The 12,892-nt window shown below is 42.9% G+C and carries 12 protein-coding genes; 5 read left to right on the top strand and 7 right to left on the bottom strand.

Features of this window, described 5'->3' with window-relative positions:
• Positions 1–11 precede the first annotated feature (11 nt).
• Positions 12–1,238, bottom strand: a complete 1,227-nt coding sequence (locus COT72_05205) for a hypothetical protein (protein ID PIN99647.1) — start codon at positions 1,236–1,238, stop codon at positions 12–14.
• A gap of 46 nt (positions 1,239–1,284) precedes the next feature.
• Here COT72_05205 and nac point away from each other — a divergent pair, with 46 nt between their 5' ends.
• On the top strand, positions 1,285–1,605 hold the full coding sequence (nac, locus tag COT72_05200; GenBank protein PIN99646.1) for a nascent polypeptide-associated complex protein: 321 nt from the start codon (positions 1,285–1,287) through the stop codon (positions 1,603–1,605).
• 10 nt (positions 1,606–1,615) lie between these two features.
• Here nac and COT72_05195 read toward each other — a convergent pair whose 3' ends face one another.
• Together COT72_05195 and COT72_05190 are read right to left on the bottom strand one after the other, a co-directional pair.
• On the bottom strand, positions 1,616–3,154 hold the full coding sequence (locus COT72_05195; GenBank protein ID PIN99645.1) for a hypothetical protein: 1,539 nt from the start codon (positions 3,152–3,154) through the stop codon (positions 1,616–1,618).
• Positions 3,151–4,056, bottom strand: coding sequence for a hypothetical protein (locus COT72_05190; protein ID PIN99644.1), 906 nt, complete (start codon positions 4,054–4,056; stop codon positions 3,151–3,153). The genes COT72_05195 and COT72_05190 overlap by 4 nt, the downstream gene beginning before the upstream one ends.
• Positions 4,057–4,174: 118 nt before the next feature.
• Here COT72_05190 and COT72_05185 point away from each other — a divergent pair, with 118 nt between their 5' ends.
• The 4 genes from COT72_05185 to COT72_05170 are packed head-to-tail and all read left to right on the top strand — an operon-like array spanning position 4,175 to position 9,190.
• Positions 4,175–6,004, top strand: a complete 1,830-nt coding sequence (locus COT72_05185; GenBank protein PIN99709.1) for a transketolase — start codon at positions 4,175–4,177, stop codon at positions 6,002–6,004.
• Positions 6,001–6,843 (top strand): transaldolase, encoded by an 843-nt coding sequence (locus COT72_05180; GenBank protein PIN99643.1) that lies wholly within the window; start codon positions 6,001–6,003, stop codon positions 6,841–6,843. Before COT72_05185 ends, COT72_05180 begins: the two co-directional genes overlap by 4 nt.
• On the top strand, positions 6,840–7,286 hold the full coding sequence (locus COT72_05175) for a ribose-5-phosphate isomerase (protein ID PIN99642.1): 447 nt from the start codon (positions 6,840–6,842) through the stop codon (positions 7,284–7,286). Before COT72_05180 ends, COT72_05175 begins: the two co-directional genes overlap by 4 nt.
• Entirely contained in the window at positions 7,280–9,190 is a 1,911-nt protein-coding gene (locus COT72_05170) for a hypothetical protein (GenBank protein PIN99641.1), read from the top strand. The genes COT72_05175 and COT72_05170 overlap by 7 nt, the downstream gene beginning before the upstream one ends.
• 1 nt (position 9,191) lies before the next feature.
• Here the strand turns inward: COT72_05170 and COT72_05165 are convergent, their stop codons facing one another.
• From COT72_05165 to COT72_05150, 4 genes are all read right to left on the bottom strand, one after another.
• Entirely contained in the window at positions 9,192–9,848 is a 657-nt protein-coding gene (locus COT72_05165) for an NUDIX hydrolase (protein ID PIN99640.1), read from the bottom strand.
• Positions 9,849–9,857: 9 nt separating this feature from the next.
• Complete coding sequence (locus COT72_05160) at positions 9,858–10,682, bottom strand: hypothetical protein (protein PIN99639.1); 825 nt, start codon at positions 10,680–10,682, stop codon at positions 9,858–9,860.
• A gap of 89 nt (positions 10,683–10,771) precedes the next feature.
• Complete coding sequence (locus tag COT72_05155; GenBank protein ID PIN99638.1) at positions 10,772–11,446, bottom strand: hypothetical protein; 675 nt, start codon at positions 11,444–11,446, stop codon at positions 10,772–10,774.
• Positions 11,436–12,878 carry a nicotinate phosphoribosyltransferase gene (locus COT72_05150; GenBank protein PIN99637.1) on the bottom strand — a complete coding sequence of 481 codons (1,443 nt, stop codon included), beginning with the start codon at positions 12,876–12,878 and terminating at the stop codon, positions 11,436–11,438. The genes COT72_05155 and COT72_05150 overlap by 11 nt, the downstream gene beginning before the upstream one ends.
• Positions 12,879–12,892 lie beyond the last annotated feature (14 nt).

Here is a 12,892-nt window from a genome sequence, read left to right as displayed (position 1 = left end):
CTCTTTTTTTCTCATTTCTTTGCTAAACCAAGGCTAAGATTAAGAGGAATTTTTTGTTCGTGAAAGCGGAAAGTGATAACAAGCAAGAGTCCTGCAACCACCGCAAGAATCATAAGAAGTGCACTGAAATTAAATTGGCTGATAATAAGTCCGCCAAGAAATGGTCCTGAAAGCGCGCCAAGGTCTTTGAACATTTCACCCATACCCGCAATCACTCCTTGCTCACCATCAACAGCCATGTCGCCAACAAGCGCGTTTGCTGTTGGTGTGATAATAGCAAACGCAAAACCCAGCAACAGTACTGAACCAAGAATGCCCGCAAGAGAACTGGAAGCAGAAAGCGCAAGAAGTGCAGTAATAAGAAGAATAATGCCCCACCAGAGCACAGGTTTTCTGCCAATCTTATCAGCATACCTGCTTACGGGCAGCGCAAAAAAGATAGGAATGCTCTGCACAACAGCAACAAGCGCAATGATAATTGAAGAAAAGCCCGCGTCAAAAAGAAAAATAGGGATAAACGTGCCATACGCGCCGCTTATGAGAAAAACGCCAAGAAGCATTAAACCAACAAAAGCAAAACGCGTGCGAAAAGAGCGTATCATGCTCACATTTCTTTGTATAATAGTGTTTACCGTAACTGCGCGCACTGAGCGTGCCGGTTTTGCCCGAAACAAAAAGATAATGCCTGCAAACGTGCTAAACAAAGCCATAACAAGAAACACGTTTTTCGGGTTTGAGAGCGTGAAGATAATTGCGCCAAGAAATGGCGCAAAAATAGAGGGAATGGTTCGAGCAATAGACTGAAACGTTAAATCCTCATCACGATATTGTGAGGGAATTGTCTTGTGCAAATACCCCCACAAGCCAACCCAAAGCACGCTGCCAAAAAGTGAGTGCACAACGCGCCACGCAAGAAGAAGCAGGGGTGTGTCAATAAAATAGTAGCCAAAGCCAACTAGAACATAGCCAAAAAATGAGATAGTCACCAGCTTTTTTGCATCACTGATATCAACAAACGAGCCGACAAAAAAATCAGTAACAAAACGAATCACACCCCACAAGGACGTGAACACGCCCACAAGAAACGGGGTGACAAGAATTTGTTTTGCATTAATAGTAAAAAACGGCCCAATCACGCCCCAGCCAAGAAAAAACAAGAAAAGCGCAATAGAAGGAACAAACACCGGCGAGATGTGGCGGTACTCTTCGCGAAGAATGTGGTTGAACCGGTGAAGCATAATGTTAATAAGGGGTTTTACGGTTTAAATATCGTGTGATTGATTCATGTTTAATCCAAACCAGATGAAAAAATTAATGAAGCAAATGAACATGCAGCCTATTGACGCGGTGCGTGTTGAAATCTTTACGCATGACAAAAAAATTGTTCTTGACAATCCTGACGTGACCAAGATGAGCGTGATGGGCGAAGTCATATTTCAAATTAAAGGAGACGAGCACGACGAGTCACTTGAAGAAGAAATTGAAATTTCCCCAGATGATATCGCACTCGTAGCTGAAAAAGCAGGCGTATCAAAAACCAAAGCAAGAGAAGCACTTGAAGAAACAAACGGCGACTTAATGCAGGCAATTAAATCACTCAAATAAGTGATTACACTTACTCTTTTCCTTCAACCATTTTAACCAGTTCTGCAAACGCAGGTCGGGTAATAAACACGCCAACGCACAAACCAATAATAGTTGTAACTGCAAAACCCCGCAAGAGTCCTGCTCCTGCAAATAAAAGCGGTATCATTGAAGCAATACTCACGGCAAAGGCAGCAATCACAATAAAGAACGCTTTTTTAATTCGCCGCGTGATTTGCGCGTCTGAATGCTTGTTTTTAACTTCGTCAAGAATCACGATTTGGTCGTCAATGCCAGTTCCCACACTGGCAATAATGCCTGCAATTGATGCAATATCCAGATTCCAGTTAATAAGGGCTGCAACGCCAAGCGTGATAAAAATTTCTGAGAGCGAAACAAATATGGTAACGCCAACGAGTTTGATATTTTTGTAGCGCGCTGCAATAATTACATCAACAACAAGAATGGCAATAATAAATATGAAGAAAATGTTTTCAATAAATTGTTTGCCAAGGGTTGGCGATACGCTTTGCACATTTAAAATGTTGAGTTTGACAGGCAGTTTTCGCGATTGTAAAATAGACTGTAAATAGCGCATTTCCTGCTGGGCTTCTTCTTTTGTTTGCGCACCGCCCGTGATAACCGGGTCAGTAAGAGCAATCCCCTTAATTGATGCAGGAATGCGCAGTGATGCGTCTTCAATAAGCTCGTCATCAATGTAAAAATCAATAGTCGCGTTCACGTATTCTTGTCCGTTTTCAAACTCGGTTTCAATCTGGTTTGTTATGTTTGCAAAAGAGTCTGCTGCATGTTGCGAGATTGAAATGCCAAATGCAAACTCCCAGTACAAATCTTGTTGCGTGAGTCCGCGCGCTTGCAAGGTCATGGTGCATTGCACGCCAGAAATGCACACGTCGCGAATATCAGTGCCGGTAAATACGGTTTCGTTTCTGATTTTTGCTTCAAACTTTCCTTCTTTTTCAAGCAAGTCGCGCGCTTCCTGGCTTGTCACGCCTGCAAGCTCAACTTGGATGAATTTCTCGCCACTCAAGTCAGTAATTGAAGAAACACCCGCTCCCTTAACGCCAAACAAGTCAAGGCGTTCGCGAAGAATGCTTAATACATTTTCAAATTGAGTGGGTGAGAGTGTCTCATCTGGTTTGAGAATCAGTTTTGTGCCGCCACTCAGTTCAAGACCGAACATGAGATTTGATGAGGGTGGTTTTGAAACGTACGTGCCAATCCAGGTCTGGTTTTCTTTTTCTTCAGCAAGAAAGGGGTAGACTTCAATAGTATCATACATAAATGGATAGGTGGGTTGTGTTGTGGTAATTCGTACTGTGTCTCCTGGCGCAATGTTTGCAAGCGCGTCATGATAATCATCAAGAGAATAAATGGTGTGATTGTTGATTGCAACAATAGTGTGACCTTTAAGGTCTTGTTCAAGCGGCGCTCCAGAGCTTACAACATACACGCCGCTCGTATCAATGCGCGGGTTAATCGCAGCAATAGCAAAGATAACGCCAATAAAGAGAAGGAGGAGTTTGTAATTAGTAACTATTCGTTTCATTGTCGTCCCTCCTCTACTACTCTCTGAAACACCACGTTACCAAGCCACGTGTTTATGACATCATACACAATGCCCAGCAAGAGCACCAGCGCAATTTCGCGAATCATTTGCACGTTTGAGAACACAAACATGATAGCGTACACGGAAAGTGCTGCAACGTCCATAACAATTTCTGTTTTGATTGCGCGCTTGATTCGGTCTTTGAGTGGTGCATCTTTTCGTTTGAGAATGTTTGTTGCTAAAAGCACGTCGCTGTCAGCGGAGTAACCAATAATGATAAGCAACGCACCAAGACTTGCAACACTTAGTTTTATGCCAAGCAAGTTAAGCGTGGCAAGCACTGCAATGATGTCTGAGAGCGTTGAGAAAATAATGCTAAACGAAGAAACAGGCTGTCTAAAATAGTAAAACACAACCGCGCCCATAAGCACAAATGCAATGATAAGCGCAACTGAGGCTTGTCTAAAAAACGTAGTTGCAATAGTGGCGCTTTGAAACCCAAATGAGAGATGCGCATCATCAAGGGCAAGGTCATAGGTGTTTTGGAAGAATGTTTTGATTGTTTCTGCAGTGAGTTCCGACTCGCTCGTAATATCATAACCGCTAATCCCGCTTGTGAACGCGTCATTTAGCGTGCGCACGTCAACATCAAAAAATCCTGCTTGCGTGAGTTGTTTTGCAAGCAGGTCAGCATCAAACTGATATGAGGTTTCAATTGTAACCGAGTACCCACCTTTAAGAGATACGCCTTTTTGGAAGAACTCGCCAGTGGTGATTTTTGAGTATGCTAAACTTGCTGAGAAAAACACAAGAAGCATGAGCGGGATGAGAAAGAGTTTTTTGTATTCTCTAAAATAAAACTCCCAAACACGGTCAAGAACGTGCGTAACACGGCGTTTCATGCGGACATAAAAAACGTATTTTATTAATAAAGTTGTGGGTTAAGCAGTGCGTAGCGTCCAAAGAATTTTTAACAAGGCAGCGCGCAAAAATAGGTATGGAGAGGATAGTGTGAGTAACGTGTTCTCGCTTGCAAAGCTTGCAAAACTGGTTCGCTACTATATTCTTGAATCAACAACAAGCGCAGGCTCAGGTCATCCAACATCATCTCTCTCAGCAGTTGAACTCATGACCTGTCTTATGTTTAATGGATATTTTCGCTATGATGCAAATAATCCCCAATACGAGAATAATGACCGCATTATTTTTTCAAAGGGACACGCATCTCCTCTTCTCTATGCGTTGTGGGCGGTTGCAGGAAAAGTAAGCGAAAAAGAACTGCTTTCTTTGCGTCATTTTGGAAGTCGTCTTGAAGGACATCCCTCGCTTGATTTTCCGTATGCTGAAGCCCCCACGGGTTCATTGGGTCAAGGTTTGAGTATTGGTGTGGGTAAAGCATTGAATGCAAAGTATCTTGACAAACTCCCCTACCGCGTATTTGTCCTCTTAGGAGATAGTGAAATGAGTGAAGGTTCGGTGTGGGAGGCAGTACAAATTGCCGCGCACTACAAACTTGACAATCTTATAGGCATTATTGATGTGAACCGTCTTGGACAGCGCGGCGAGACTATGTGGGGTCATAACGTATCGCGTTTTGAGCGCGTGCTTGCAGCGTTTGGCTGGCACACGATTGTAGTTGATGGCCACCGCATTGAGGAAGTGTGTCTTGCATACGAAAAAGCATTACGCCTCAAAGGAAAACCTGTTATGATTATTGCAAAAACAATCAAAGGAAAGGGCGTGTCATTTCTCGAAGACAAAGAAGGATGGCATGGCAAAGTGCTTAACAAAGATGAGTTTATTCGCGCACTCGTTGAACTTGGCGGCATTGACAAAAGCGTGGTGGGACACATACGCGTTCCAGAAAAGAAAAAACCAAAACAGGCGCGAGCACGAAAGGTCAAGCCTATTTTGTACAAGCGCGGTGACATGGTTGCCACGCGAAAAGCATATGGCACAAGTCTTGGAGAAATCTTTTTTCGCTACCCTGACATTGTTTGTCTTGACGCTGAAGTGAGTAATTCAACCTATGCAAAGGATTTTGCAAAATGCTACCCTGAACGTTTTTTTGAAATGTTTATTGCAGAACAAAACATGGTTGGCACCGCGCTTGGACTATCGCTTCGCGGTAAAATCCCGTTTGTCTCAACGTTTGCTGCGTTTCTTGCGCGCGCGCATGACCAGATTCGCATGAGCGAGTATGCCCGGGCAAACATCAAATTCGTGGGCTCACATGCGGGCGTGAGCATTGGCCAGGATGGGCCGTCTCAAATGGGTCTTGGAGACATTGCTATGTTTCGCTCAATTCTTGGCAGCGTAGTGCTCTACCCCTGTGATGCAGTAAGCATGCGTGCGCTTGTTGAGCGTGCAGCACAACATAAAGGAATTGCCTATCTTCGAACAACGCGCATGGACACGCCGGTGCTCTACACAAAACAGGATGCGTTTCATGTTGGAGGGAGCAAAATATTAAAAGAGAGCAGCAAGGATAAAGCAACCATTATTGCCGCAGGCATCACGGTTCATGAGGCGCTTGGCGCATATGAAGCGCTTAAAGCAGAAGGCATTATAGTGCGCGTGATTGATGCGTACTCAATAAAACCCCTTGACGTACCCACTATTGTTCGCGCAGCAAAAGAGACTAAAGCACTTATCACCGTTGAAGACCATTTTCTTGAGGGCGGATTAGGTGACGCAATTGACAGCGCACTAAGCGACATGCACGCCTTTGCAAACATGCACCGCCTTGCTGTCACAAAAATCCCTGAAAGCGGCGCGCCCCGCATGCTACTTGATTATGAAGGAATCTCAAAACAAAGCATTATCAACGCGGTGAAAAAAGCAATATGAGAACGCGCATCTTTCTTGACAGCGGAAACCCAACAGACACGCGAATAGTGAAGCGCGCGCTTGGCTTTCTTGACGGACAAACCACAAATCCCTCACTTATTGCAAAAAATCCGCGCGTGCAAGCGCGCATGCAAAAAGAAGGGTCAATCACGCCCGCAGCATTATTTGGGGAATACGAACGCATTGCAAAAGAAATCAGCCAACGTATCAAAAAAGGTTCAATCTCATTAGAAGTGTATGCTGATGCGCGAACCACGTACAAAGAAATGCTCTGGCAGGCGCGACTCATGAACACGTGGATTAGTAATGCCCATATCAAATTTCCTGCTACAAAAGAAGGACTAAAAGCAGCGCACTACGCAGTTAAGGAGGGGTTGCGCGTTAATATGACGCTTGTTTTCACCCAAGAACAGGCACGCGCTGTGTATAGTGCAACGCGCGGCGCAAAAAAAGGTCAGGTATTTGTTTCGCCATTTATTGGCCGTCTTGATGATACCGGTGTTTCAGGCATGGACGTAGTGCGAAACATTCAAAGAGCATACGCAAAAGGAGACGGACATGTGAGCATTCTTGGAGCAAGCATCAGGCACAAAGAACACGTGCATGCGTGCATTGAAGTGGGGGTGGATTGTATTACCGCGCCAAAGCAGGTGCTTATTGCATGGCATAAAAAACAGCCAAAAAAAATTGTGTATGACAAAAATCTTAAACCCGTAGCGTATAAAAAACAAACAACAAGCAAGGATTGGAAGACCATGACGGTTTCACATCCTCTTATTGCAAAAGGCCTTAACACCTTTGCAAAAGACTGGCAAAACCTTGTTGGGGGAGTGTTATGAATATTATTTTTGGCGCAGACCATGAAGGATTTGCACTAAAAGAAGTGCTCAAAGCGTATGCAAAAAAACAGGGTCACAACAGTACTGACTTAAGCCCTTTGCACGAGGAGGGTGATGATTATCCTGACATTTCATTTGCTGTGGCAAACGTGGTTTCTCGCATGAAAAACGCACGGGGCGTTCTCATATGCAACAGCGGAACGGGTGTGTGTATTGCAGCAAACAAAGTCAGCGGCATTCGTGGAGCATTATGTACTGATGTGTTTAGCGCAAAAAAAAGTGTTGAGGACGATAATGCCAATGTTTTATGTCTTGGCAGCGGCAACACAAGCGAGAAATCAGCAAAAAAAATTTTTGACGCGTTTATGCAGTCAACCTTCAGCAAGCTCAAACGCCATGTGCGCAGGGTAAAAAAAATCATAAAACAAGAGGAATCATGGTAAGCATTGTTCCAGGCATTATTGCAAAAAACCAAAAAGAGCTTGATGGCGCACTCAAAAAAGTCATGCACCTTGTTGATGCTATTCAGCTCGATGTGATGGATGGTGCATTCGTGCTAGAAACATCACTTGATTTTGATTTTTCTCTGCCCAATTTTAAGGGAAGCTATGAAGCCCACCTCATGGTTGCAAATCCTCACGCATGGATTAAAAAGCACGCGCACAAAGTTGATGCAATTATTTTTCATATTGAATCAACAAAGAATCCAAAAAAGCTCATCAAAGAAATTCAGGACGCTGACCGGTGCGTGAGCGTTGCTATCAACCCAAAAACGCCAGTGAGCGCAATTGAACCCTTGCTTGACACGGTTGAGAGCGTGCTTGTAATGAGTGTTGAGCCCGGCAGGTATGGCAGCGAGTTCTTACAAGAAACAGTTGACAAAGTAAACTATTTGCAAACGCATTATCCCGATGTGCCTGTTGAGGTGGACGGGGGTATTACACCCTACACAATTGTCAATGAATATTTTGCAGGAGCTGATAGTTTTGTTTCAGGCTCGTATGTAATGCATAACACAAACACGAAAAAAGCAATTGAAACGCTCAAGGATGTGATTGAACACGCAAAAGGAAAAATTACGTATCCGGGCTTTAGTTTTTCATATCGCAATAGTATGGTGAGTTCAGGCGTGTTTGAATCTGGTCAAAAAAAATTACATAAAACAGTACAAGCGTTTAGACGTGATTTAGAGACAAAAACAGAGACGCGCCTTAATTATATTGATAACAAAAAAATGTTAGCAGACGTCAAGCGCATAGCACAACATCTTAAAAAAGACGCGCCAGATTATTTAGTTATTGTAGGTATTGGTGGTAGCAGTCTTGGCACACGCGCAATACATGAAGCATTGAATGGCGCGCTCTACAATGAATCAAGAAAAAAGCCAAAAGTATTTTTTCTCGAAACCGTTGATTCCGAGTACACGCATGATGTGTTTCAAATTCTCAAACGCAACATTAAACGTGGAAAAAAAGTAGTAATTAATACCATAAGTAAAAGTGGCCTGACTGCTGAGACCATAGCAAATTTTCAAGCCGTAGTTGAACTCGTAAAAGAGTTTGACACATCTTACGCATCGCGAGTGGTTGTTACAACAACAAAAAATTCACCATTATGGCGCGTTGCAAAAAAACAAGGGTATCATACACTTGCAATACCTCTTGCTGCGGGAGGACGGTTTTCTGTGTTCTCACCAGTAGGTCTTTTCCCATTACTCATGCTTGAGATTGATATTGACAAACTTCTAGAAGGGGCGCGTGCCATGAGAGATTTGTGTGTGCATGAAGAGTGGCAATCAAATCCTGCGATAGTAAGCGCAATTGTTCATTCATATTATTATAATAGGAAAAAAAGGATTGCAAATATCTATCTTTTCTCAGGATACCTCAAATCAGTAGGTGATTGGTGGCGCCAGCTTATAAGTGAAAGCCTTGGAAAACAAGGCAGGGGTTTTACGCCAATTGTGAGCGTTGGCTCAATTGATAATCATTCCATGTTTCAATTATTTGCTGGCGGTCCAAAAGACAAGATTACCACGTTTGTTAATGTCAAATACGTGACGCGCGGAGTGCGCGTGCCAAAGCTTTTTGGGCTGGTAAAAGAATTAGAGACAAAGCGATATCATACGGTGCTTGGCGCGATTCTTGCAGGAACTGAGACGTCTTTTGAAAAAAAGGATTTGCCGTTTTTGAGTGTTGAACTTGAAGTGATTGATGAAGAAAATATTGGCGCGTTTTTGATGTTTAAAATGCTTGAAGTCATGTATCTTGGAAAATTACTTGGAGTCAATGCGTTTGACCAGCCAAATGTTGAAAGTTACAAAAAAGAAACGCGAAAAAATCTATAACTTATTTTTTGTGAACCATTGACACGTCTTCAAACTTGAATTCGTACAACCACGCTGGCCGGTGTGAGACTCCTTCTGTTTTTTCATTTGTTTTTTTAACAAGGTTTGCAATGCTTTTTCTAAAATTGCGCTTGTCAAGTTCTTTATTCAAAATAATTTCATACACGCGCTGCAAGTCTGTAAGAGTAAATTTTTCAGACAAAAGTTTGAAGGTGACTGCCGTGTATTCAAGTTTGTATCTAAGACGTGTGAGCGCGTATTCAAGAATTTCTTTGTGGTCAAACGCGAGTTTTGGAAGGCGGTACATTGAAAACCACTTGACTTCTTTTGCATCGCTACTTGCTTGCACATGCATGTTCTTTGAATTTGCAAGCGCAAAGTATGACACGGTAATTACTCGTCCGCGCGGGTCTCGATTTGGACTGCCAAACGTGTAGAGCTGTTCTAAGTAAACATCATCAACATTGGTTTCTTCTTTGAGTTCGCGTAGCGCCGTTTGCTCAAGGGTTTCATCTTTTTTTACAAATCCGCCGGGAATTGCCCATTCATCTTGGAAGGGTTCAAAACGACGTTTAACAAGAAGTACTTTCAAGTCATCATTCTGGATAGTAAACAGAATAATATCAGTCGTTACCAATGGCGTCTCCCGGTTACTCATAGTGTATGATTAACAATTATTAGTTATAAAATGTAGTGTCCTCAGTTTTGGTGCAGGTGCAAGAGTAAACGAATCGCCTATTTGAAGGAAGTATGTTTTTTGGCTGTCAATTGCAAGGTATGCTCCCTCATCAGTTTTTACGGTAACTTTTGCAAATCCATCTTTGATTTCGCCAAAGCGTTTTTTTCCAAGGCAGCGCGCATACAGTCCAAACAGCAAAGTATCGCTCTCACCGCTGTAAGCATCATATTTTTCCCGTTCAATCAAGTCTTTAATGTACGCAGTTGAACCAGTTCCCGTGCTAAAAATAAGTGTGTCTCCTGCTTGAAATTCTTTGAACTCATTTGTTTCAAGCTCATAGTAAACCATGCGTCGTGGCGTGCTTTTGTTTGCAAAAGATATTTCATTAAGCGCAGGATGCGAGCACGTGAACGTGTTTCCATTTGCAGTAATAATTGCATTGATGCGCGAGAGTGCTGCGATTTCAAATTCACCCTGTTCTAACTTTTTAAGCGAGCTTTCTATTGTATCAAGGTTTGCAGAGCATACATGGCCAATGCTTGTGCTTGTTGATCTGATACCAAGAACAACGGCATTGTTTTGGATGTAATGTGCTGCGCCAAGAAGCGTACCATCGCCACCAACAGTGATGACCATTGTTGCATCATCAAACACGCCAGTTCCAAGTTCTTTGTTTTGCAATTGCATGACTTTTTTTGCGTGAGCACGAAGCCATGCAAGCACGGTTTCTCGGGTTTTTTCGTGCTCAGGATTTGTGCGTTTGTCTTGATTGTCAACAATGTACACTGAATCAAAGAGTGTTATATTTTGCATTGTTACTGCTCCCTACATCTTGTTTTTGTTTTTTTGCTATTCAAATGTTTCTTTAGTGTGCATATACCTATTATGTAGTGCACATGCGTTTATTTCAATAAGTCCAACAACTGATTTGTTGTCACTTCTCTTGCACCTGCTTTACACATGAGCGCAAGGGCTTCTTTTCCAGTTTCTGGCGTGACTTCTTTTATTGCGTCAGTGACAAGCAATACCTCAATGCCGCGCTTGCGCATGCCCAGCACTGCATCTTTTACGCAGTAATCTGTTGCAACACCATATACAATTGCTTGTACGGGTTCACGCTCATTGGGATGTGGTATTAAACCAAGCGCCTCAAAAAGATAGTTGTATGGAGCATGGGAGAAAATGTCATTTTCATCTTTTTCAAGCAGGAGGTTATGGTGTAAAAACCCTGCTTTTGCGCGATATCCGCTCACGTGCAATCCCGCATCAGATTCAAGCGGAGAGAGCGTGAGTTGTGGTATGTATCCCGATTCTTCACACAACTCCTTGCCATACGCGCCTTTCATACAGTGGTCTGGCCATACGCCGCCATTTCGTGCAAGTTCTTTTGAGTGCGGGTCATGTGCATCAGCACTTGCCCAGACGGGTATATCTTTTTCTTCAAATAATTTATTGAGTGTTTGAATGTTTTCAAACAGTTTTTCGGCGTCCTCAATGTAGAGTGCACCGCCAGTTTTCATAAAGTCATTTTGTACGTCAACCATGTATCCTATTCTCATTGTCAAGTTACCTCTCATAGAGCGAATCCCAATGTGTGCGGGTTCGCCACCGACCTCCAATGCAGGGATAGTGTGTAATACCTCTAAATCGAGTTGGGTTAAACACGCTCACGTGATAGTCTAGACTAAGTTTGTTTGTTAATTTCTCAAGTTGCGGACTGACACGCACTTTGTAGGGTTCAGTTTTTTTCAGGCAAAGAATATGGCTTGGAAGTTTTTCTTGTTGTTTAAGACAATAGTCACGAATTTTATGCACTGACTTTTGCGTGTCAATGCGTTTGCCATCAGTCATAACGTCATGCAAGAGTGGCGTTCCTTCAAGTACTTCATCTTCAAGTGCGAGAATATCATGACTGTTTTGTCCATCATAAATGCGATAAATTTGTTTTCTTCCTGGGTACGTGACTTTGCCTTCGCTAAGCTTAATGCGCGGTTTGTTATCAAATTCAACAAGCTTGTAGACAATACCTAGGCTTGGCGCGTCTTTTGATACCATCAGTTCAGTGCCAACACCAAACAGGTCAATTGGCCCGCGGTTCTGAGAGTATTTGCTTGCCACAAGCTCTTCAATCTTGTACTCATTTAAGTCACTACTTGCAACAATTTTTGTGTCTTTTAGACCATGTTTGTCAAGAGCTCTTCGAACATTTCGTGCATTTTTTGCAAGGTCGCCACTATCAATACGCACCGCTTTAAGGAGCTCACCTAGTTCTGACGCGTTTATTGCTCCGGCAATTGGATTGTACGTGTCAATGAGTGCAACCATGAAATCAGGATACACTTCTGCATAATCAGCAAATGCTTTTTTTTCGTCACCATAGGTTTGAATGTATGAATGTGCCATAGTACCCGTAACGGGAATACCCCACAAGAAACCAGCAAGATCATTTGACGTTGCAGCACAACCCGCAAGATATGCAGCACGCGCACCATATAGTCCAGCATGGGGTTCATGTGCACGACGCAAGCCAAAATCTGTCACCGGCCTTTTTTGAGCGGCATGCACAATGCGCGCTGCTTTTGACGCAACCATTGTTTGGCCAGCAAACGTTGAGAGCAGCATTGATTCAACAAGTTGTGCTTCAATAATAGGTGCGGTTACTTCAAGAATCGGTTCGTTTGGGAAAATAGGTGTTCCTTCACTAACCGCACGAACTGCTCCAGAGAATTTAAAATTTGGCAGGTATTCTGTAAAAAATGTTTTATCAGCGTGAGCAAATTCAGGCCGTTTTGAGAGCCAGTCAATATGTTCTTTTTCAAAATGCAGATTTTCAAGATAGTCTAGCGCTTGTTCGAGTCCTGCTGCAACAAGAAAATTTCTGTTTTCTGGAAGTTTTCGCACAAACAAGCTAAATGTTGCATTTTTGTCTGTGAGTTTTTTTGTGTAATACGCTGCGCTCATAGTAAGCTGGTAATGGTCAGTAAGTAAGCAATCATTATTTGTTGTCATCAAATATCACGTTA

The organism is archaeon CG10_big_fil_rev_8_21_14_0_10_43_11 (genome assembly GCA_002763265.1).
Lineage (GTDB): Archaea > Nanobdellota > Nanobdellia > PEZQ01 > PEZQ01 > PEZQ01.
This window is presented reverse-complemented; position numbering and strand designations above follow the sequence as displayed.

What these genes read in the sequence shown, in the direction of transcription:
- COT72_05205 (PIN99647.1), bottom strand. Translation starts at nt 1,238, where the DNA reads ATGCTTCACCGGTTCAACCACATTCTTCGCGAAGAGTACCGCCACATC.
- nac (PIN99646.1), top strand. Translation starts at nt 1,285, where the DNA reads ATGTTTAATCCAAACCAGATGAAAAAATTAATGAAGCAAATGAACATG.
- COT72_05195 (PIN99645.1), bottom strand. Translation starts at nt 3,154, where the DNA reads ATGAAACGAATAGTTACTAATTACAAACTCCTCCTTCTCTTTATTGGC.
- COT72_05190 (PIN99644.1), bottom strand. Translation starts at nt 4,056, where the DNA reads ATGAAACGCCGTGTTACGCACGTTCTTGACCGTGTTTGGGAGTTTTAT.
- COT72_05180 (PIN99643.1), top strand. Translation starts at nt 6,001, where the DNA reads ATGAGAACGCGCATCTTTCTTGACAGCGGAAACCCAACAGACACGCGA.
- COT72_05175 (PIN99642.1), top strand. Translation starts at nt 6,840, where the DNA reads ATGAATATTATTTTTGGCGCAGACCATGAAGGATTTGCACTAAAAGAA.
- COT72_05170 (PIN99641.1), top strand. Translation starts at nt 7,280, where the DNA reads ATGGTAAGCATTGTTCCAGGCATTATTGCAAAAAACCAAAAAGAGCTT.
- COT72_05165 (PIN99640.1), bottom strand. Translation starts at nt 9,848, where the DNA reads ATGAGTAACCGGGAGACGCCATTGGTAACGACTGATATTATTCTGTTT.
- COT72_05160 (PIN99639.1), bottom strand. Translation starts at nt 10,682, where the DNA reads ATGCAAAATATAACACTCTTTGATTCAGTGTACATTGTTGACAATCAA.
- COT72_05155 (PIN99638.1), bottom strand. Translation starts at nt 11,446, where the DNA reads ATGAGAGGTAACTTGACAATGAGAATAGGATACATGGTTGACGTACAA.
- COT72_05150 (PIN99637.1), bottom strand. Translation starts at nt 12,878, where the DNA reads ATGACAACAAATAATGATTGCTTACTTACTGACCATTACCAGCTTACT.